The sequence below is a fragment of the Photobacterium angustum genome, assembly GCF_002954615.1.
Lineage (GTDB): Bacteria > Pseudomonadota > Gammaproteobacteria > Enterobacterales > Vibrionaceae > Photobacterium > Photobacterium angustum_A.
On the sequence record NZ_MSCJ01000001.1, the window covers coordinates 1401960 to 1422874 of the forward strand.

Consider the following 20915-nt stretch of genomic DNA (forward strand, 5'->3'; position numbering starts at 1 on the left):
ACTAGAGCAATAAAATAATACTCACAATCGCTGCACTCATTAAGTTTGCCAGTACACCAGCCGCAACTGCGCGGATACCGTATTTCGCAATAAATGGACGGCGCTCAGGAATTAAGCTTCCCATACCACCAATCAAAATAGCCAGCGTTGTAATATTGGCAAAGCCACATAATGCAAAAGTAACAACAGCAAGGCTGTGTGGCGATAAGGTATCCTGCACTTTAATCATATCAATGAAAGCAACAAACTCGTTCATCACTACTTTCTGACCAATTAACGAACCCGCCGTTACCGCCTCGCTCATTGGAATACCCAGTAAAAGTGCAACTGGTGCAAACAGGTAACCAATCAACATTTGGAACGTTAAGCCATGAATACCAAAGAATTCACCAATATCGCCTAACAAGCCATTAAATAATGCAATAACACTGATAAAAGCAATCAATGTTGCACCAATAGTCACCGCCATACGCAAGCCAGACATTGCACCATCAGCCAACGCTTCAACTACATTGGTTGCTTTAGGAATTTCAACACTGGTAATTTCATTCGCTGATAGCTTATTCTCGCTTGGCGGCATAATGATTTTTGACATTAATAAACCAGCAGGCGCAGACATAAACGCAGCGGCAATCAAGTAATTTAAATCAACACCAACAGCGGCATAACCCACCATCGTAGAACCTGCAACAGAAGCCAAACCACATGTCATCACCGCAAAAAGTTGTGAATCATCCATAGATTTTAAGTACGGTTTAATAACCAGTGGGACTTCAGACATGCCGACAAAAATGTTGGCACCAGCAGATAATGATTCAGCACGACCCGTACCTAAAATACGTTGTAGCGCGCCACCAAAAATATTAACGACTTTCTGCATAATACCTACGTGATACAGCATAGAAATCAGTGCAGAAAAGAAAATAATAATACCAAGTACATTAACGGCAAATACAAAACCGATACTACCTGTTGCCAAACCACCAAATAAAAATGACAAGCCATCTTTACCATAATCGGTGACGTACGTTACGCCATTGCTGACAGCTTGTAGTGCTGTTTTACCCGCAGGGATATATAAAACAATTAAGGCAAACAGTACTTGTAACGCAAACGCGATAGACACCATTTTTACAGGAATACGCTTTTTATCCGTTGAGATAAGAAACGCGAGTAAAAGTAGAACGAATATACCTAATAAAGCAATCATGAGATCTTTGTTGTTACCCAAAATAGAGTTGCATTGTATTTGCACTAAAAATACAAGCAACATCACATTGTTAGTAAGTTGTTACACCAAGAGTGATACATCTAAACTTATTGAGCTAATAACAAAGCGAACCCATAAAAATCATAACATTAGCTTTAAATGCTGTCTTATTGTTTCCATATAAAAAAAATAATTTGCTTTAACGCAATAAAATCGAAAATATCAGCCTATTTAACAAGCATATATGTGCTGATATTTTCAACAAAAAATACTAATTCATTGCACGACAATCTATCAATTACGCCTATTTAACTCATACCAAGTGTGCATCACCTCTTTTATTGCTGATAGGAAATAGTAAGATCTGCCTCCATTACTCAGCCTCAATGCTGTTTTGCTCAAAAGAGGTGTAACACATGATGATTATTGAGTTATCAGTTCGTATCGTTTTGCAAAGAAAGCATATAAATAGTGAGATTTAGAGGGTGAAAGCTTAATTTTGCATGCGCACTTTTGGATAAAATATTATTTAAAGTTGTTCTATATAGGCTGTTAGGTATTAATAAAAGTATGAGGAGCGTTGCACGAAGTGGTGAGAAATTGTTGGCTAAATAGTGAATGCAGTGAACAATCGCCAACTGTTTTTGTCCATAATTATATATTTTTACATTTTATATCAATAAGTTGATTAACGACATCTGGTAACTTTTGAAAAGAATTATTAGCATATGCAATCACAAAGTATTCACCTCTCATTTGATTAAAACCCAATATTTTTTTTGCTTTAGCTACATTACTGAAATAATCATCAATCTCCAATTGAGAAATTTTCAACTCAATTGAAATCCCATATTCACCACCATAAAGCTTTTCATGTTTTATGTTGCCAACATTATCCCAACTTACATCAAGGACTGTAGGCTCTTCACTTGGTGAAAGAGACGATGGGAAATGTATTCCGTTATCATCAGCGGTGAAATATACCCAACCTTTCCAATTTGATGGCTTGAGCGCCACAAGTAAGAATACCAAACCTAAAATCAAGAAGGCATAGCTCAAAAGCCATGGAGAATTGTCAGCCCAGGAACCATAAGCTAATAAAAATATTCCAGACACTAGAGCATAAAATGAGCATATTAACTTAGCTCCCCATGCCGGTGTTTCGTATTTAAAGACTCGATTCATATATAGATAACACCAATGTGAAAGAAACATATAACGTTTAATAACGGGCATTTACTACCCCAAAAGGTTTGAAACACCTAAATAACAACACTTCAATGATAAATGGCAGCGCGAGTAAACGTCCTATTCAGGCTCTCGTTATAATTAACTAATCCTCGTACCGAAGAAATCTATACTTCTGTGTACCCGAGTCATCATAAACGTTTTTTTGCAGCATTACTTTTGAGCCAACTCTTATAGGATAACCTTGGGGTAACCTGACTTTTATTGTCTCTACCTCTATAGGTATAAATACAAGTAACCAATGTTTATTCCCTACTACTGTATGCGTCGTGACACGATCCACAATCTTTCCACTAATCAATTCAACACTGTGTTGTTTGGTTCGATTTGTATATATCCCATATGCAATCGATAAGAATACAGTTAGTAATAAAGTAGCCAAAAGCAACCTTTTCGTTTGATGGATTGCGATACTTCTAGCTACTTTTTCCTTAAATTTCATCCTATAAACCTAAGCCAAATATAATGCTAAATTACACGGGGATTACCACAGTACCAATCGGCGTATTTACTAAACTGATTAACTACTGCAATCACTATAATTTATTAAAAAAGTTTTAACGTGTCCGCTTAAAACGCATGAGTTACATGAGTTGTGCAATATAGTCTGCAATCTTGTGGCTAGCTGAGAAGTATTGGCTTATGGGTAAATCCAAACTTAGCTTTTCAACATCAACGGACAATGAATCATACTTTTCTTCATACTCCTGCCAGCTGACTTTAACAGTGTGTTGAACTACACCATGAGTGACTAATAAGCTTGCGAACTGTTCTGGAGTATATCCTCTGGCCTCTGCAATAAAATGCTGACGACCTGATACTTTAGTATTTTGTGTTAAGAACAAATAATAATTTGCTACATCTAAAACATGTACATACTGGTTATACCCCGTACTTGGAATAGCAACGTCTATTACCGAATTAGATTTTTCTGCAATTATTCGTTTGAGTTGGCAGGACTCGCCACCGTAAATAATGCTGGGACAGTAGACAATATGCCAGTTGTCAGATAGCGCCTTTTCTAATGTTTCAACGTCCAATTTAACACTATCGAACGGCTTAAAATTAAACTTAACTAAATCCCTTTCATTAGAGTAACCAAATAACCATACACCTGATGTATGTATCTTAAGAGAATCTCTTGAAGCAAACCTATTCAAATCGGAAAACAATTTTTGTTCGATCGATAAAATTTGTTCACTATTGAATTCAGACCAGTGCGGACGCGCACAATTTATAACAACACCAAATTGTCCATACATTTCACGATTTGTTGGTGTAACACTGCTGATTTCACCTTTGAGCTTTGAGTTTTCACGTTGATAGGTGTAAACATCAAAACCTTTGTCCCTAAACAATCTAACTACATGACGCCCCACATAACCATTTGCACCAGCCACTAGTACTTTCATGCTACCTCGAAGTTTAATTTACACGTAACGCTTTGCTAAGCGACAAAATAGTGTTGTTTAAAATGTTGAACGAAGTAAAACAACCAACTGTATTTTGTCCGTTTGAGAAACCTGTTATATTTTTACTGGAATTTTCCAAGTTCTTTTTATGGCATCCATATTTTCTACAAATTCTAATCTAATCTCCCAATGGTATTTATTCTGGGATGCAAACCATTCATTAGTCGGTTTCTTTCCTTCAGGGATAACAAACTCAAAATCTAATGTTGTTTTAGACTCAACAAATTTTATAGTTGGAGTAATTGTTGTTTGCCAAACTTTATTATGCTGCCCAGAACCAGCTTTACTTGTTTTCCAACAGGTCAGAAATAATACTTTGACTTTATTGAATTGATTTCGCTCTATTAATATTGAACCACTCGCCCTTCTTCCGATAGAACAATATCTAGGTGTTAAAATTAATGGCGTTTTACCTAATTTTTTATATTTTTTATTTTGAAATGAGCCGAGCACATATAGCAGCAGAGTAAATATAAAAAATACAAAACCTACTATAACTGCTCCTGCTGATGCATTCTGTATCGATGAATAAATAACGCCTAATGTTGGCACTAAACAAAGTATTGATCCTATATATAACCCTTTAGATTCACTTTTTTCTTCGCTATGTATAACAGATTTAAATTCGTCCATGATGATCATCCGTGTAACTTATAAATCAAGCTGAATAAAAATATAAGGCCGCATTAAGGAATGAGCAGACTTGTCTATCCTATGAGCGAAAACAGCAATCGTTGCAAATCACTCTTAAATGCTTTTTATAAGGTGCCTTCAGCTACTGACTAACCCAAACAACCTTCTCATCTTTAGCTGGAACTTCAAACCAAGACCAGAACATTTTCATCATTTCTGGAGTCATTTCGTAAGATTTACCTTTTGGATCGGTGTTACGCTCAAAAGCTCGCTGACAGCAAGTTTCGTATAGAACATCAAGGTAATGCATTTCACAGGTATAACCTTGTTCTGAAGCCCAAGATACAATCCGCTCTCTATCCGCCAGTGTCCAATAACCAAAGTCGAAAATAACAGGAATACCGAGCTTAATAAGTTGAAATGAGGCTTCTTGGAACAACTCTTCCAACGTCCTAATACGTAGATTGAATAGCTCTCGCTCCATGTGCTCACCAAAGAGTGGAATCATCCATTCATCTATCGAGAAACGAAAACCTTTTGTGCTCTCTGCTAATTCCTTGGCGTACGTCGTTTTTCCAGAGCCAATAAAACCGCTAATAAAGTACAACTGAACCATCTAATTCCCTTTAGCTTATAACAATGTATTAATAAGCATTCTTACTTTTACGCAAAAATATACTCATAAAATACCTCTATCATAATCGATATAGTTTTTATATATCATTAGCTTGACTGCATTATTTACGTTCAATGTTATTTGATAGGATGTAGTGCTTAACTCAAAGTAGAGTAGCAGTATATTGAAACTTTTTAATACTGAGTATTTCAAAGAAAAGCCTCGACAATATCGAGGCCGAATAGATTTACTTATAGAACTGATGACGTCTTTTGGAGTTATGTTTCCAACATTTTGCAAGATCATAGACATATGCAGGGTAATCATCCCATGGGGTCGCTAAAGCTCGTCCTCTAGCTGCTCTAAGCCTCATTGGATACCCTTTGTACTCAATTTCATGAAGAAAAAAGTAACTCTTTTCCTGCTTAGTTGAGAACTGCTTATGGATCCGACTGCGAATACAAGGATATGCATTCCAGCAATATAGACCATCAGTTTGAACTTGTTTTCGGTACTGTTGCTTTAATTTTTTCATTTACCCTCCAGGCTTACATTACCTAGAAGGGATCCTCTGCGAAGTAGTTCATTCCTACACCTGTATATGATGTATAACGCTTTTAGCCTAGCAAATTAGTCGCTGTATATAATGAGATATATGCCAAAACACAGTACAAAACCATTAACAAACCTTATCGACGAAGAAAATAGCTTTAAGCCATTTCTTAACCACCAATCTTTCTCTACTGACTTCGCTATTATTTATGCTAGTGTTACGAAAAATAGTAAAAAGAAGCACCATTTAATGAAACGTATTGTCTTATTTAGCCAGAAAAACTGCTCAAACTGTAAAGATGCACAACAATATATGACAAGTAAAAACTACAGTTATCGTTTGGTTGATATCAGCTCACCAAAAGGAAGAAAGGAATTTAATAGTACTGGCGCTAGATCTGTCCCTGTTTTAAAAATTGGTGATCAGGTGTTAATTGGCTGGAATATTACCAAGTTTGAAAAAGCATTAAAGTCAAAAGACTAAGAAAGCATTTCATACTACTTTTCAGTGAGTTATTATTTTTTAGATATAAAAAACCGACAGCATGTGTCGGTTTTCTTTTACTCGATTTATCGAGCAAGTTGTTAGTCATTGTCGTTTAAGCGGATACCTTCACGCTCAATAACAATTAACCCTTTCTTGTATAAGCCACCAATCGTTTTCTTAAAGGTTGCTTTACTTGTACGGAAAACTTGGAAGATTTCATCAGGCGTTGATTTATCACTTACTGGGATAAAACCACCTTTACGCTCTAACGAGGTTAAGATTTTATCCGCTAGATCGTCAACACGATCTTTACCCATTTTCTGTAGTGAAAGGTTTAATTTACCATCTGGACGAATTTCTTTAATGTAAGCTTTTAATGCTTTACCAATAAATAGCTTACCAAATGATTCAGTTTTAAAGAAAAGTCCCCAGTGTTTACCTTCAACCACCGCTTTAAAACCAAGATCTGTTACTTCAGCAATAATTACCTGCACTTCTTGACCGATCTGGTAAGTTGCCGGTGTTTTATCTAAGTAACGGTTAAATTTGGTAGTCCCCACAATACGACCAGACGCTTTGTCTGTATATACGTGAATAACTACTTCCTGACCTTCTTCTAAACGACGGCGTTGCTCACTAAATGGAATAAGCAAATCTTTCGTTAAACCCCAATCAACAAACGCACCAATGTTGGTTACACCCACTACACGTAGTTTTGCGAAATCGCCAACTTGTGCATAAGGTTCCGTTGTTGTAGCAATGACTTCGTCATTCGAGTCGAAGTAAATAAATACTTTTAACTTATCGCCTAGCTCGGTACCTGCTGGAACTGAGTTCTTAGGTAACAGGATATTACCGAAGTCTTCACCACCATCAAGAAATACGCCAAAATCTACTAGTTTGACGACTTCTAGTGTGTTGTATTTTCCAATTCTAATCATGTATCAGGTACTCTCTGCGTAGGCAACGACACGCGTTTGGTGATGTTGCTTCAATATCTTTATCAATCAATTTATTAGCTGCATGATGAATTAGCTATATCTCGCTAATCAATCGGCTATAATGCACGTGTTGTGCTTAGATTGCTGCATTATACGTGATGTTGGTTCGCAACGCCTGACCTATCTGCATTTATTTGATGATTTTTCATGCTATCAGCGCAAACTTATATAGTTAACAGTAATATTTAAAACCAACTTATTCTAAAATTAATAGATTAAGTTATTGTTGTAGATCTTGGAGGATATCAATAAGTGATCACTGTCGATAAAAAAGATGGGCATAAATTAAAAATATCCCATGTTATTCAAGAAACAACCAATCGGCAGCTCGATATGTACATCTTCATTCCCGGTGAGCTTGGCTTAAATGCCAATATCATTTCTGAAGAAGAGTTCTATCATAACGCTATCCACGGTAAACGTACTTATTTCAGTGATATTAATCACCTTCCTCTTGTTCATAGTCGCCTTGCCAGCCGTGGAAAATTATCTATCGAACAATACCGTTTAAGCTTAAGCCTTTACGCTTATCAGTATGCACTTGCGCTAGAAAAAGCGACCAATGATTTATTAAATCAAAATGATAACCTGACATTTGAAGATGTTGAAGAATCTGCCAATATCTCTGTTCGCATTTTAAAGCGTTTACGTCGAAATATTCCAACCGACAAAAAGTTGCTTAAGTATTACGAGAATATTGATAACTATCTGTCTTGGTTTACAGAGCAGCGTTTCCTTCAGTTAATTTCTCATCTTCCACGAGGCAACGATTACAACGCTATTAAAGCGACATTACTTGAAATATGTGAGTCTGAAACACAACACCGCATTAAGCATAATTACAACTCAGCTAAAGCGATGGAAGATCCAACCCGTATGTCGAATAAAATGCGGCTATTACGACGTTTGATTGAATACCCTGTCACAATGAGTGAGAAGACCATTGAGCTGGGTAAAAGCACAAAAAAAGTAGTGACAGGCGCTGCTGCCGGCATTGTGATGATTTTTGTCACCATGATGCTGATAAAAGCACGCGGTATGCTCGGTGATATTACTGCATCATTTATTTTGGTGTTATCGCTAATTTATGCCGCACGTGAAGTGTTTAAAGATGACTTAAAAACCATGCTTTGGCGTTGGTTACGTAAAGGAAAAGCACGTTGGCGGAAGCAGTTCTTTGATGCCAATACAAGCCATTTAATTGGTCGACAGCTCGAATGGCTTGAATATATTAGCTTCGACAGTTTACCTACTGATATTCGTAAAACGCGTAAACATAAGGTGTCTCATCGTGAAGAAACCATTCTTCACTATAAAAGTACCAGCCGTATGTCGCCAACAAAGTTTTTAAGTGGTTATGAGCAAACGCGAGAATCGATTATTTTAGATTTACGTACTGTTGCAGCCTTAATGGAAAAAGGCTCTCAGCGTCTATACCAACTTAATGATGGTCAAGTAACAAAAGAGTCAGTGGAAAAACGCCACCTATTTAACTTAATTACCAAAGAAACAGACGAAGATAAAACAGTGCGTATTCAGCGTTGGAAAATTATCATGAGTCGTTCCAAAATTGTGGATATTGAGCCAATTCTCCCTCCAGAGAAAAAGCCAGTTGCGGAAGCTCAAGCCGTGAAGGAAAGTGAAAAAGCGCAAACAGCCTAACGCTCAAAAAGCTCACTGTTGACGATATTAATCGCGCAATAGTGAGCTTTTTACTGTGACATTGAAAATTATGCTGCGCGTACAGAAACCGGTAATTCTGCACCTTTTTTGGTTAAACCAAATTGCCACACATTTAAGTCACGACAACGGAATGCACCAGCGCAAGATAATAAGTAATAACGCCACATACGGTAAAAACGCTCACCATACTTCTCTGCTAATGTCGGCCAAGCTGCTTCAAAGTTGTCATTCCAAGCAACGAGTGTTGTATCGTAATCAGGGCCAATATTCTGTACATCTTCAATATTGAAATAATCTTCAGCTGACGCACCAATTTGCATCATTGATGGAATCACACCGTTAGGGAAAATATACTTATTGATCCAAGGATCGACTGAGTTTTTTGATTTCGGACTACCAATGGTGTGAAGTAAGAAAATACCGTCTTCAGCAAGAAAACTGTACGCAGATTTAAAGTAGTCTTCGTAGTTTTCAGGACCAACGTGCTCCATCATGCCAATAGAGACAACGCGATCATAAGGCTGTTCTGGTTGATATAAGCGGTAATCTTGAAGAATAAAGTTAACTGGTAAGCCTTTCTCGTCTGCTCTCGCCTGACCAAGTGCTGCTTGTTCTTTTGATAAAGTTAAACCATCACAAATAACACCATACTTTTCAGCAGCAAAGATCATAAAGCTGCCCCAGCCACAACCAATATCAAGTAAACGCATACCCGGTTGTAAACCCATTTTGCGGCAGACTAAATCTAGCTTGGCTTCTTGCGCTGCTTTCAGGTTGTCACTGTCTTTCCAATAAGCACACGTATAAGTCATACGTGGATCGAGCATCGCTTCAAACAAATCATTACCTAAGTCATAATGAAAAGGTACATCCTGAGTTACACGCTCAACACTTTGTGGATTAAATAATTGCTTAAGTTTAGAAGCGCCGGCTTTTAACCCTAATTGTATTTTTGTTGTGGTAGTTAATCTATCTTCGATGCCAGCATGTAATACACGAGAAATCATTTCATCAATAGCGTCACAATCCCACATGCCATCCATATAGCTTTCGCCGAAGCCTAAAGAGCCATCTTTTAATACGCGCTCAAAAACACGTTCATCATGAATTTTAATATCCCAAGGACGATTACCATTAATTTTCACATCAGCAAAATCTAAAATGTCTTGAAAAAATTGATTGTTTGTCATTCTGTATACCACTACTTTTATTTGTATGACAAATTGCCTTTTTGTATTTAGATTCACAATATTAAAAATCAAAAACTAATTTTTAGTTAATAATATCAATAAGTAAAATAATAATATTACAGAAAAACAGTTTAACGATTTTCTAATTAAGAATTGAATGATATTTCTTTCCAATTAACGCTCATCAACGTATATTTAGCTCAAAATATTTCCATTATTTCGACATAATCATGTCAAGCCCAAAAAGCATAAAGGAGCATGCAATGCGTCTACCAATGACGTCTTTACTTATCATTGATCCTCAATATGACTTTTATGATGTTCCCATTAATGAACAATTCACATTAGGTTCAGCATCTCAGAAGACTACTATTTCGCCAGCACTTCCCGTTCCTGGTGCGTGGGAAGACGCTAACAAACTTGCTGCATTTATTACAAAGCAACAAAAGAATATTAATCAGATTATTGTTACAATGGATAGCCATCATGAATACGATATTGCTCATGCTCCCTATTGGAAAAATGAAGCAGGCGAACACCCAGCCCCATTTACTCTAATTAGCCATCAAGACATTGTGGATGGTATCTGGCAGCCTACTGATCCAACGCTTTTAAATCATGTCCTTAATTACACCCAATCATTAGAGCAAACGGGAAAATATAGCCTTCTTATCTGGCCGACTCATTGTGTGATTGGCTCTGTTGGACATGATATCGTTAAACCTATTCAGGCTGCTATTCATACTTGGGAGCAGCAAGCTAATACACAACATATCAGTATTGCTAAAGGCGAGAACCCGCATACGGAGCATTATGGTGGTTGCGAAGCTGAATATCCGTTAGAAGACGATAGAAATACCCAATTTGATCCTCAACTAGTAGAACTAGTTAAGCAAAATGATCGGGTTTATATTTCAGGCCAAGCTCTTTCCCACTGTGTTGCTAGTACGGTTGAACAAATAGTAGAAAAGCTCACAAGTGAAGAGATTAAAAAGCTAACAATTTTAATCGATACCACCAGCCCTGTTGCTGGATTTGAACAACAAGCAAAAGATTTTATGAATAGAATGTCATCTATTGGTGTGAGTTTTGTAACCTCATCGAATTTATAAGACTATCATTGGTCTGGTAAGTATATGAGTTTTTAATATTTAAGGTGCAAAATGAAAAAATTACTGTGTTTATCTCTTATGATTGGTTGTGTTTCTCCTGCGTTTGCAGCCAAACATAATAATGATGAAATTTATGTCTGCACCCTTTCTCCGTTTACCGACACGTTTGCAGATGCAGCAAGAACTGAAGATGCAGCCCGCTATAAAGTTTCACAGCGTTGCTTAAAATCGCAAAGTGATATGTTTTGCCGAGCACAAGAAGCTAATTGCTTTACAACTTCGCTATCAGCAAATAATGACCACAACTCGAATAAATCAGTGAAGCTATTTAGTAAAAAGAATCAAAAAGGCCATTCCATTGATATCAGTCGCGATAAACCTAACTTTTTCGACACTGATTTTAACGACAAAATGGTGTCATTTAAGATCCCTTCTGGCTGGAAAGTTCGCTTTTACGAAGATATTAACTATCAAGGCAAATCTTATACTTACAATGGTGGTAAAGATAATGCCGATGGTTTTGAGCACGCTATCAGCTCAATGAAGATTTTGAAAAAGTAATATAAAAATATAAAGCCCCATAATCATTAGTTATCATGGGGTTTATTTGCATAATTGACGAAACACTTTCGGATATTTAAATACGTTAACGGTGCCATTAACATTTACGAAAATCCATTCACTGCCTTTTGTTAATGGGATATACCATTTTGCATCATTTTTAATAATGACTAATGCAGGCAATGTTTTTATTTTCATAATAAAAGCATCATTTTCTTGGTACGTAGCCTTTAATGGCAGTAACTCTCTTCTTTCAATTTGTAGATAGAATTGAGCGATATTTTTATCTACTGCTTCTAAATCACAACCATTATTATCTTTATATTGATACAAGATTTTGCCTAAATCTTCTGACTGGTACACCACATCAGATTTCACATTACAACCGTATGTAAGCATCAATAAAAATAATAATGGTGCGCACGAAGAAAACATTTTCAGCATATGCGCACCTCTCTAATTATTTAACTTCTATGTTATCAATCAATATCGCACTATCGTATACTGTATCACCTTTATCGATCGCCTCTATTGTTAGCTTCACGCGTTTGTTGGCCAAAGCAGAGACATCTAACTGCTCTTTTATCCAAGGAGTGTTATACACACCTCCTTGATCAAACGATACATCAGACTCCACCAATACCTCCTGATTCTCACAAAGTTTATTAACACTGGTTTCAAAAGATGCACAATTTGTTGTGTCTTCCTCACATACGTTTAAAGTAAATGAATCATCAAAACCAGTACCACAATATTCTAAAAATTCTTCTGAATAGAACTTCCAATCAAAACTTAATGTTGTTACGTTTTTATCTAAACAAGCGGATTGTTCGATACTACCTAGCTCATTGGTATAGCCTAATCCCGTTGATACAACACCAACAAATTGACCATCTAACGGTTTAGTACCACCTAGATTTGTAATGATGCGCCCATCACCATTTTTCGCCCAAGCATTCAGTTCACCTTGTTCAAAACTGAGATTATCAAATGAGCCACTTGATAGTTTTAAATCTTCCTCGCCTCTCATACGAATAAATGCTTCATCACTGCTGTTATCACTTATACCATGTTTATTAACAGCAACATCAAAGGCTTCCTTCAATGTCGAATCATTTTCAAGCATGTCATTAATAATGGCATTCGTAGTATCTTGAGCATAAGACGAAAGGACATAGTCATCATAGCCAATCACCGCCCCTGCGCCTTTGGATAAAAAGACATTGGCAAGTGAATTGTTGTAAACAGACCGACAGGCTGACAGTACAACTAAGCTCTTAGGCATAGTGGAAAGATAATGATCAAAGAACGAAGGAAGAATAATCAACGCACCACCAGCACCAATGGCTAGGCGCTTCATATAAAGATCGCTTTCATAACCTTCAAGGTTGTAAGTGCCATCCTCATTTTTAGGTAATACTATGCCTGTATATAAACCAGAAACCGATAAATACCCTTTTAAGAAGTCGCTCGGCCCCCACTTCTCATCCCAGATTTTAAATAATCCATTGAAATAATTATTACCGTGGGTAGAAAAATGAATATATCCAAAAGTAGTAAAATCTTTAAAGCTATCAAGCGAAACACCCACAGTTTCGTTATTCACAAACTCACTATCAGGGAATAATTTACATGATTGACTATCTTTAATCGTTTTCCAAACACCATAGTAATCATCCGCTTTAAAGAAGTTACTAAACTCAGACACATCAGGATTATTAATGTACGGGCTGATAATCACAGCTTTAGAGCTTTGAATTCGGTTTACCGCTGCTACTGATGAATAGCTTGTGGGCTGATTTTTAAATACATCATCATAATAACGCGTTTCAAATTTCGCTTTCACAACAGGTGTTGGCGCAACAGTCCCACTACGAGCTGCTGACTTTGAATTTTCAACCAGAGGATTATGAAGCCCTAAAATACCATCTTCATTTACCCACCAAATGCCACCTTCATAGGTATACCCAGCAGAACCTACATCTTTATGAATCTTGAGTTGCTCAACCACCGCTTTAGCTGAAGCATGAACATCTTTTCCTTTATCTAATTCTGAGGTTAACCATGTTTCAACACTGTCAGCAATATCAACAGATTTAGCGACTTGATCAGAGGTGTATTTTTCAGCCACCCAAATACAGGCCGGCTCTGATTGATATAGATTCTTCTCACTATCAGAGACTTGTGCTTGATAGCAAAATTTACCTTCTTTACTAGGGCTAAAAGAGAAAGAGGTCGCATAAATACCATCATCATCGATTCCATCAGCACCTTCATCAAAACTAATGCTACCGCCAGAGCCGATCAGTGTGACCTCAGGATCCTTATTATTTGATGTGCCAATATTAGCGTAAATCGTTACTGCATCTTCGTTTAACACAAAAGAACGTTGGCTTAATGTTAACGGCGTAGTGAAATCCATCGCTGGGTGATAGTTAATAGTTGAAACAATCTCAACCTGCGCCTCATCAGCGGTTAACGCCATTACGGTGATTTTATTTTTACCTTTTACCAAATCAAGTGTTGCTGACCACATTTCATCAACTTCAGCATTCACTGAGAGACTGGTAGCGCCATTAGTCACTAAGATCTGTTTAATATCATGATCAGAAACTACATTTCCTTTTAAAGTCACCTTTGCTTCATTGGTTACCTTCTTGGTATCACCTAAGCCAACAAAAGAAAGGGATAAGGATTTTTCCGCAGGTTTTGCATATACACTGATGTCATCAGTTGCTGTATCACCGTCGTTATCAGTGACCGTAACAGTAAAATTAAACACTTCATTGTCTTGAATATCAGGAACAGTAAACGTAGCGCTATTGTTTACTTTTATCAGTTCGACTTTTGTTGCATCTGCGTCTGATTGCGCCCATGAAACATCCACAATCGTCCCGTTAGGATCAATATTATTAGATGAAATCACCACACTTTTATTGGCATAGGTATAAATATCATCACCAGCTTTAGCTTGTGGTGTTGACTCACCACTTCCACCGCCACCACAACCCAATAGCGCTAAGGCCGTACCGACAAAAAGTATGTTCCTTGTTAAGTTCATTGTATTCCCTTCAATAACAAACTAGTAGAAATGAACAAAGGATCATATTGGTAAGCTGGATACTATTCTATTAAGCGATACCCCTACTCGATACACTTCATGATTAGAAATGTAATAGATGTAAGTACTTAACTATAATATATGGTTAGATCTATAATCCCTGTTAAAGCCATCGAATACCTTTGTTATGAAATCATTACAACAGCTTGTTTTTAATAATACTTACTGCCAACTCCCTTCTCTGTTCGGCACCTTCGTTACTCCGCAACCGCTGAGTAACCCTTACTTAATAAGTGTGAATCCACACATTGCGAAATTATTAGAACTCGATATAAACGCCATTCAATCTGATGATTTTGTTAATATATTTAGTGGTAACGACACCTTAGCTGGGTTTGATCCCATTGCAATGAAATACACTGGGCACCAATTCGGGCAATACAACCCCGATCTTGGCGATGGTCGGGGTTTATTATTGGGGGAAGTACAAACCAGTCATGGTAAAAAGTGGGATATTCACTTAAAAGGCTCAGGACTTACACCTTATTCGCGTATGGGCGATGGTCGTGCCGTTATTCGTTCAAGTATTCGAGAATATTTAGCTAGCGCAGCGATGGCAGGTCTTGGCATTCCTACCTCACATGCGCTCGCGGTTATTGGTAGTGATACTCATGTTTACCGTGAAAAACAAGAATTTGGCGCAACCCTGATCCGAGTATCAGAAAGCCATATCCGATTTGGCCATTTTGAATATCTGTTTTATACCCAACAACACGATCAATTACGCTTATTAGCAGATTACGTTATTCAGCATCATTTCCCTGAATGCCAACAAGTCGAAAAGCCTTACGCTGCCCTGTTTGAGCAAGTTTGTGAAAATACAGCTAAGATGATCGCCCATTGGCAAGCGGTAGGATTTGCTCATGGCGTTATGAATACCGACAACATGTCGATTTTGGGCTTAACGTTCGATTATGGCCCTTATGGTTTTCTGGACGATTATAATCCGGGTTATATTTGCAATCATTCTGATTATTCTGGTCGTTATGCCTTCAATCAACAGCCATCCATTGGATTATGGAACTTATCAGCACTAGGTTACGCCTTAGCACCCATTATAGATAAATCTGATATAGAACATGCATTAGAAATTTATCAGCACCAACTACAAATGCATTACAGCAAACTTATGCGTCAGAAATTAGGTTTGTTCGATAGCCAAGAACAAGACACTGAGTTATTTCATCAGTTATTTAATTTACTCAAGCAACAATCGGTCGATTACACCCAGTTCTTCCGCACACTTTCGACGCTTTCCCAAGACGAACTCGATAACGCCAGTTCACACTTTTCATCCCTCTCTGAAAATACAACAGCAATTGATGAATGGTTAACTGATTACAAAAAACGTATCTCAAATATCGATGATCAACAACGTTTGGCATTAATGCTTAACAGTAACCCAAAATATATTCTTCGTAACTATTTGGCACAGCTTGCTATCGATAGTGCCGATCAAGGGAATTTCACATTTATAGAGAATCTATTAACAGTTTTACATGATCCTTTTGATGAGCACCCTCACCTTGAAGATCTTTCCGATCTTCCACCTAGATGGGGTAAAGAATTAGAAATTAGTTGCTCTTCTTAAATCATTATTTTGTTTTTGTAATAAAAAATGCCCTATTGAATAGGGCATTTTTATATATTTCATTTAATTCACATTACAAATAATAGCTCTGTACAGGTTTCATCTGCTCGTTAAATTCATAAACTAATGGTGCACCTGTTGGTATCTCTAATTCTGTAATTTTGTCATCAGGAATATTATCTAAATATTTAATCAAAGCGCGTAAGCTATTACCGTGAGCGGCAATTAAAATATCAGAACCTGGTTTAACATTAGGAACAATATTCTCATTCCAGAATGGTATTACCCTATCATAGGTATCTTTCAACGATTCACCATGTGGAAGTTGGTTATGTTTTAACTCTTGGTAACGTCTATCGTTACCTGGATAAAAAGAGCTATCTTCACTCACTTGTGGTGGCTCAATATCGTAACTACGACGCCAAATGTGCACTTGTTCGTCGCCAAACTCTTCTGCTGTTTCTGCTTTATTCAATCCTTGAAGGTCACCATAATGACGCTCATTCAATTGCCAGTCGTGCTCAACAGGGATCCATAAAGAATCAAGCTGTTCTAATGCTAAGTTGGATGTTTTGATTGCACGATCAAGCATTGAGGTATAGCAAAAATTAAAGTTGAAACCATTCTCTTTCAATTTAATACCTGCATTACGCGCTTCGTTTTCGCCTAATTCAGAAAGAGAGACATTCGCCCAGCCAGTAAAACGGTTTTCTTTGTTCCAAACACTTTGACCATGACGAAGTAAAACAATACGTGTATTTTTCATAACAGCCCCTTGAAACTCAACATCATGAGTTAAGTAGATTCGTATTTTTAATCGCTGTCATTTCCATATGGCATTTAACAATTATTTTCTAATTGATAATCATTATCATCTTTAGTTGTAGATTAAATCCATTCCACATCGATTACAACACTGACTATAAAGAAAAGTTATTAAATAAAAGTGCTACATACCGTCATTATGTGTATCTATAGCGTCATTATAGAGTTTGAGCAGAGTAACAATAGACATTAACCAGTTGATAAAATTGATTATTTTTAACTTCAAGGGTGTAATTGGAAGAATAGACCGTAAAGTATAATTTACATATATAAGAAAAAATCGCTTCTTCAAATGCCATAACAGATGAAAAAAGCGATTTAGTTTGTAGGATATATTTAAGCTTTATTAAGCGATGCGGCTAAAGCCATTGGCTAAATCTTCAATTAGATCGTCGCAATCTTCTAAACCAATATGTACACGAATAAGCGTGCCATCAAAATCTACTTTGCCCACAGGACGAATACGATTTAACTCTTCAGGTTGGCTGGCCAAAATCAGAGACTCATAACCCCCCCAAGAATACGCCATACTAAAATGCTCAAAGTTATCTAAGAAATTAGCAACTTCTTCATTCGATAACCGTTTATTAAGGACAAATGAAAACAAGCCACAGCTTCCTGCAAAATCACGCACAAAGAATTCATGGCCTTTACAACTTGGTAGTGCTGGATGATTAACGGTTGCAACTTCCGGGCGCTCTGCCAGCCATTCCGCTACTTTGATACTGCTTTCATGATGTTGTTTTAAACGAACGCCCATAGTGCGCAATCCGCGAGCAGCCACATACGCGGTATCAGCATCAACCATTTGCCCCATTAAATAAGAACGTTCACGTAGTTGTTCCCAGCAACGTTCATTACTAACTGCCGTCCCTATCATCGCATCAGAGTGGCCAACAATGTATTTCGTACCGGCTTGAACAGATATATCAACACCGTGATCGAGGGCTTTAAATAGCACCCCAGCCGCCCATGTGTTATCCATAATGATCACTGCATCAGGATTAACAGCACGCACTGCTTTCACAATTGCAGGAATATCTTGCACTTCCATTGTAATAGAGCTTGGTGATTCTAAGAAAACAACCTTAGTATTTGGCTGCACAAGTTCTGCAATACCCTCACCAATCAAGGGATCGTAATAAGTAGTACTAACCCCTAATCCTTTAAGGACAATATTGCAAAACTCTTGGGTAGGCTCATAAGCTGCACCTGTCATCAATACATGATCGCCAGAAGCAACAAATGCTAAAATACTGTTAGATACCGCTGCCGCACCGCATGGATATAAATAACAACCAGCACCGCCTTCTAATTCCACCATCGCATCTTGAAGCGCAAAGTGGGTTAACGTGCCACGACGTCCGTAAAACAACTCGCCTTTCGCACGGTTCTTAATAGCATGTTTTTTATCTGCAACCGTATCGAAAACTAATGATGATGCACGTTGAATAACACTGTTCACCGCACCGTGAGTGTATTTTTTCTTTCTTCCTGCACTCACTAATGCAGTATCAATTTTCTTACTAGACATAACTTCGTGATTCCCTTACTCGTCTATCTATTCTGTTTCTTGTATAACATGAATAAACACAACAAACTAGCAAGTTATCATAAGTATCAAGCACTAAACTGATGAACAATTACCCTTAAAGTTTGGTATTTACTTTTCGGTATTGTTGCGTTTTTCCCTCAAACAACAACTGCTGTGAAATAGCATTAAAATAACTTCCCTCGGCAAAAAGAGATTTGCTCCAAGCTTGCTCTGAACAATCTAATAGTTTTTTAGTCACAACATCCTTATCAATATCAAAACAAGAACGTAACTCACCAGTCGCACTATCTATCGCAACACCATGATTTTTGGTTAGCCAAAAGAAATTCGTGCCATACGAAAAGCTTGAGCGGCCATCATAGCTATCATCAAATAGCGAATTGCCAGTAAACCATGGAACATAACCACCAAGCCAATCAATAATAGTGGGTGCAATATCTCTCTGAGATGAAGTGATCGACCTATTTTTATTAGGGATAGATTGATCGCTTGCATAGATAAGAAGTGGAATAGAATTTTTAACTAATCCTCCAGTTATCGTTTTTGCCGTGTGGTCTGAGAGCAAAATAACTATCGTGGGCTTATCTAGCTGAGCGAGCTTCGCATCCAATTTAGGAATAAAACGTTTCAGTGCATCATCAGCGTACTTCATCACACTTCTACGCTCATTAATTACGTTTTCACGACCAAAAACATAATTAACGTTATCTGGTAAAAAAGAACCATGGGTGGTACCCGTATTGATGGTAATAAGAAATGGTTTACCCGTTTGGCTGAATTTATCGATTTGGTTTAAAGAAAAACGATAGATATCATCATCCATAAACCCCCATTCATTGTGCATCGCTTTGAATGGGTAATCATACTTACCGTACGACTGCTTAAAACCTAATGTTTGTGCAAAAGCTCCAACAGATCCCCTCCCACTTCCCTGAATAAACGCTGTTTGCCAGCCTCGCTCAGCTAAAATATGTGGCAAACATGAATAAGAAGCATTCTGTAACTGGCTATTTGCCATAAAGCCATTTATCGGATTTGGGTAAGAACAAAATGTAGAAAACGTCCCTTGTACTGTTCGATAAGCATCGGCATAGGTTGAGTACGTCGAAAAAGAACGTGCTCTTAGTTGATCAAAAAATGGGGTGGCATTCACAACACCCGAGTAACTTTGCATATCAAAAGCCAGCCAACTCTCTAGCAAAACGACAATAACATTGGCCGATTTAAGTGATTGAAGCTGTGCAGGAGAAGCTGTTTTTTGTGTATGTTCAAAAAACTTAACTTGCTGTGACGTTGGATTTTTAGTTATTTTTTCTATAGGCGCAAGATCACCTTTAGAAAGATAGTAACCAATGCTATAGGGAGCATTCCAAGCAATAAACGCTTTCTCTGAATCACCAATAGTATAAACACTCATCGGACTCTGAGGTGAGTCTTTCCAGCCTCCACGAACAATGATTAGTGTAGTAACTAACCACAAAAATATAAACAGACTATTAAAATACCAACGGGGTTGTTTTCTATTAGATAGTGGCAAATATTTCCAAATAAAAAACAGTGATACTAATAAACATGCAATACCAAGCGCGACTGTTCCAAAGTAACTTTTAAACGCAGTCAGAATAAGTGAAACTTCCATCCCTTGCGTATTAAACAGTTCAAATGTGACATGCTTACTGGCTTCTTTTGCATAAATTGCATCGGCGAAGGTAGTAATAACAACCCAAAAAATCGCAATGCTGAGTATGAATCGAATTAATTTATTGGTTGCTCGTTTAAATAAACTAGCAATAATCAAACTAAGGAAAATTGGGATAGTCAGCAACACAGCAGCACTAGCATCAAAGTTAATACCAAAAAGCAAAGCATCGATGCCATCATGCGAGCTAAGCTCGATGGGAAGTTCAACAAAGCTTAATAGAGCAAATAACTTAGTAATAAAGATCGCTACTATTAAAAAGACAAAAGATGTAATGGTATTTATGGCAAGCACAGCTATTCCTTGCTAATGAATGATCCCTTTAAGAGAAGCAAGAAAACGCATCAATGTCCACTTTA

Annotated in this window: 17 protein-coding genes; 5 read left to right on the forward strand and 12 right to left on the reverse strand. The window is 37.4% G+C overall.

The window, feature by feature from the left end; all coding sequences use genetic code 11:
- Window position 1 precedes the first annotated feature (1 nt).
- The 5 genes from BTO08_RS06070 to BTO08_RS06095 all read right to left on the reverse strand — a co-directional run bounded on the left by BTO08_RS06070 (window position 2) and on the right by BTO08_RS06095 (window position 5179).
- The gene (locus BTO08_RS06070; protein ID WP_105060313.1) at window positions 2-1210 is read right to left on the reverse strand and encodes a NupC/NupG family nucleoside CNT transporter; all 1209 of its coding nucleotides are present in this window, start codon (window positions 1208-1210) and stop codon (window positions 2-4) included.
- 654 nt (window positions 1211-1864) lie between these two features.
- Window positions 1865-2395: a phage holin family protein gene (locus tag BTO08_RS06075; RefSeq protein WP_105060314.1), complete on the reverse strand. Its 531-nt coding sequence runs from the start codon at window positions 2393-2395 to the stop codon at window positions 1865-1867.
- Between the two features lie 647 nt (window positions 2396-3042).
- Complete coding sequence (locus BTO08_RS06085; RefSeq protein ID WP_105060316.1) at window positions 3043-3870, reverse strand: NAD-dependent epimerase/dehydratase family protein; 828 nt, start codon at window positions 3868-3870, stop codon at window positions 3043-3045.
- Between the two features lie 114 nt (window positions 3871-3984).
- Entirely contained in the window at window positions 3985-4563 is a 579-nt protein-coding gene (locus BTO08_RS06090) for a hypothetical protein (RefSeq protein ID WP_105060317.1), read from the reverse strand.
- Window positions 4564-4705: 142 nt separating this feature from the next.
- Window positions 4706-5179, reverse strand: coding sequence for an AAA family ATPase (locus BTO08_RS06095; RefSeq protein ID WP_105060318.1), 474 nt, complete (start codon window positions 5177-5179; stop codon window positions 4706-4708).
- Window positions 5180-5981: 802 nt separating this feature from the next.
- Here BTO08_RS06095 and BTO08_RS06105 point away from each other — a divergent pair.
- A complete protein-coding gene (locus tag BTO08_RS06105; RefSeq protein ID WP_105061315.1) occupies window positions 5982-6215 on the forward strand; it encodes a glutaredoxin family protein in 234 nt (77 codons plus the stop codon).
- Window positions 6216-6316: 101 nt separating this feature from the next.
- Here BTO08_RS06105 and BTO08_RS06110 read toward each other — a convergent pair whose 3' ends face one another.
- Entirely contained in the window at window positions 6317-7159 is an 843-nt protein-coding gene (locus BTO08_RS06110) for a CvfB family protein (RefSeq protein WP_005367598.1), read from the reverse strand.
- A 312-nt stretch (window positions 7160-7471) separates the two neighbouring features.
- Between BTO08_RS06110 and BTO08_RS06115 the strand changes: the two genes are divergently transcribed.
- Window positions 7472-8881, forward strand: coding sequence for a hypothetical protein (locus BTO08_RS06115; RefSeq protein WP_105060320.1), 1410 nt, complete (start codon window positions 7472-7474; stop codon window positions 8879-8881).
- Window positions 8882-8949: 68 nt separating this feature from the next.
- On the opposite strand, the gene cfa is transcribed toward BTO08_RS06115, so the two are convergent.
- Window positions 8950-10092 (reverse strand): cyclopropane fatty acyl phospholipid synthase, encoded by a 1143-nt coding sequence (gene cfa / locus BTO08_RS06120; protein ID WP_105060321.1) that lies wholly within the window; start codon window positions 10090-10092, stop codon window positions 8950-8952.
- 263 nt (window positions 10093-10355) lie between these two features.
- Here cfa and BTO08_RS06125 point away from each other — a divergent pair, with 263 nt between their 5' ends.
- Both BTO08_RS06125 and BTO08_RS06130 read left to right on the forward strand, forming a co-directional pair.
- On the forward strand, window positions 10356-11204 hold the full coding sequence (locus tag BTO08_RS06125; RefSeq protein ID WP_105060322.1) for a hypothetical protein: 849 nt from the start codon (window positions 10356-10358) through the stop codon (window positions 11202-11204).
- A 51-nt stretch (window positions 11205-11255) separates the two neighbouring features.
- Window positions 11256-11765 carry a beta/gamma crystallin-related protein gene (locus BTO08_RS06130; RefSeq protein ID WP_105060323.1) on the forward strand — a complete coding sequence of 170 codons (510 nt, stop codon included), beginning with the start codon at window positions 11256-11258 and terminating at the stop codon, window positions 11763-11765.
- A gap of 42 nt (window positions 11766-11807) precedes the next feature.
- On the opposite strand, the gene BTO08_RS06135 is transcribed toward BTO08_RS06130, so the two are convergent.
- Window positions 11808-12209, reverse strand: coding sequence for a hypothetical protein (locus BTO08_RS06135; RefSeq protein ID WP_105060324.1), 402 nt, complete (start codon window positions 12207-12209; stop codon window positions 11808-11810).
- A gap of 16 nt (window positions 12210-12225) precedes the next feature.
- The gene (locus tag BTO08_RS06140) at window positions 12226-14826 is read right to left on the reverse strand and encodes a PKD domain-containing protein (RefSeq protein ID WP_105060325.1); all 2601 of its coding nucleotides are present in this window, start codon (window positions 14824-14826) and stop codon (window positions 12226-12228) included.
- 187 nt (window positions 14827-15013) lie between these two features.
- On the opposite strand from BTO08_RS06140, the gene BTO08_RS06145 reads away from it, so the two are divergent.
- Entirely contained in the window at window positions 15014-16477 is a 1464-nt protein-coding gene (locus BTO08_RS06145) for a protein adenylyltransferase SelO (RefSeq protein WP_105060326.1), read from the forward strand.
- 73 nt (window positions 16478-16550) lie between these two features.
- On the opposite strand, the gene gpmA is transcribed toward BTO08_RS06145, so the two are convergent.
- From gpmA to BTO08_RS06160, 3 genes are all read right to left on the reverse strand, one after another.
- Window positions 16551-17243 carry a 2,3-diphosphoglycerate-dependent phosphoglycerate mutase gene (gene gpmA / locus BTO08_RS06150; protein ID WP_105060327.1) on the reverse strand — a complete coding sequence of 231 codons (693 nt, stop codon included), beginning with the start codon at window positions 17241-17243 and terminating at the stop codon, window positions 16551-16553.
- A gap of 405 nt (window positions 17244-17648) precedes the next feature.
- Window positions 17649-18836: a cystathionine beta-lyase gene (gene metC, locus BTO08_RS06155; protein WP_105060328.1), complete on the reverse strand. Its 1188-nt coding sequence runs from the start codon at window positions 18834-18836 to the stop codon at window positions 17649-17651.
- A gap of 115 nt (window positions 18837-18951) precedes the next feature.
- The gene (locus BTO08_RS06160) at window positions 18952-20850 is read right to left on the reverse strand and encodes an LTA synthase family protein (protein WP_105060329.1); all 1899 of its coding nucleotides are present in this window, start codon (window positions 20848-20850) and stop codon (window positions 18952-18954) included.
- Between the last annotated feature and the right edge of the window lie 65 nt (window positions 20851-20915).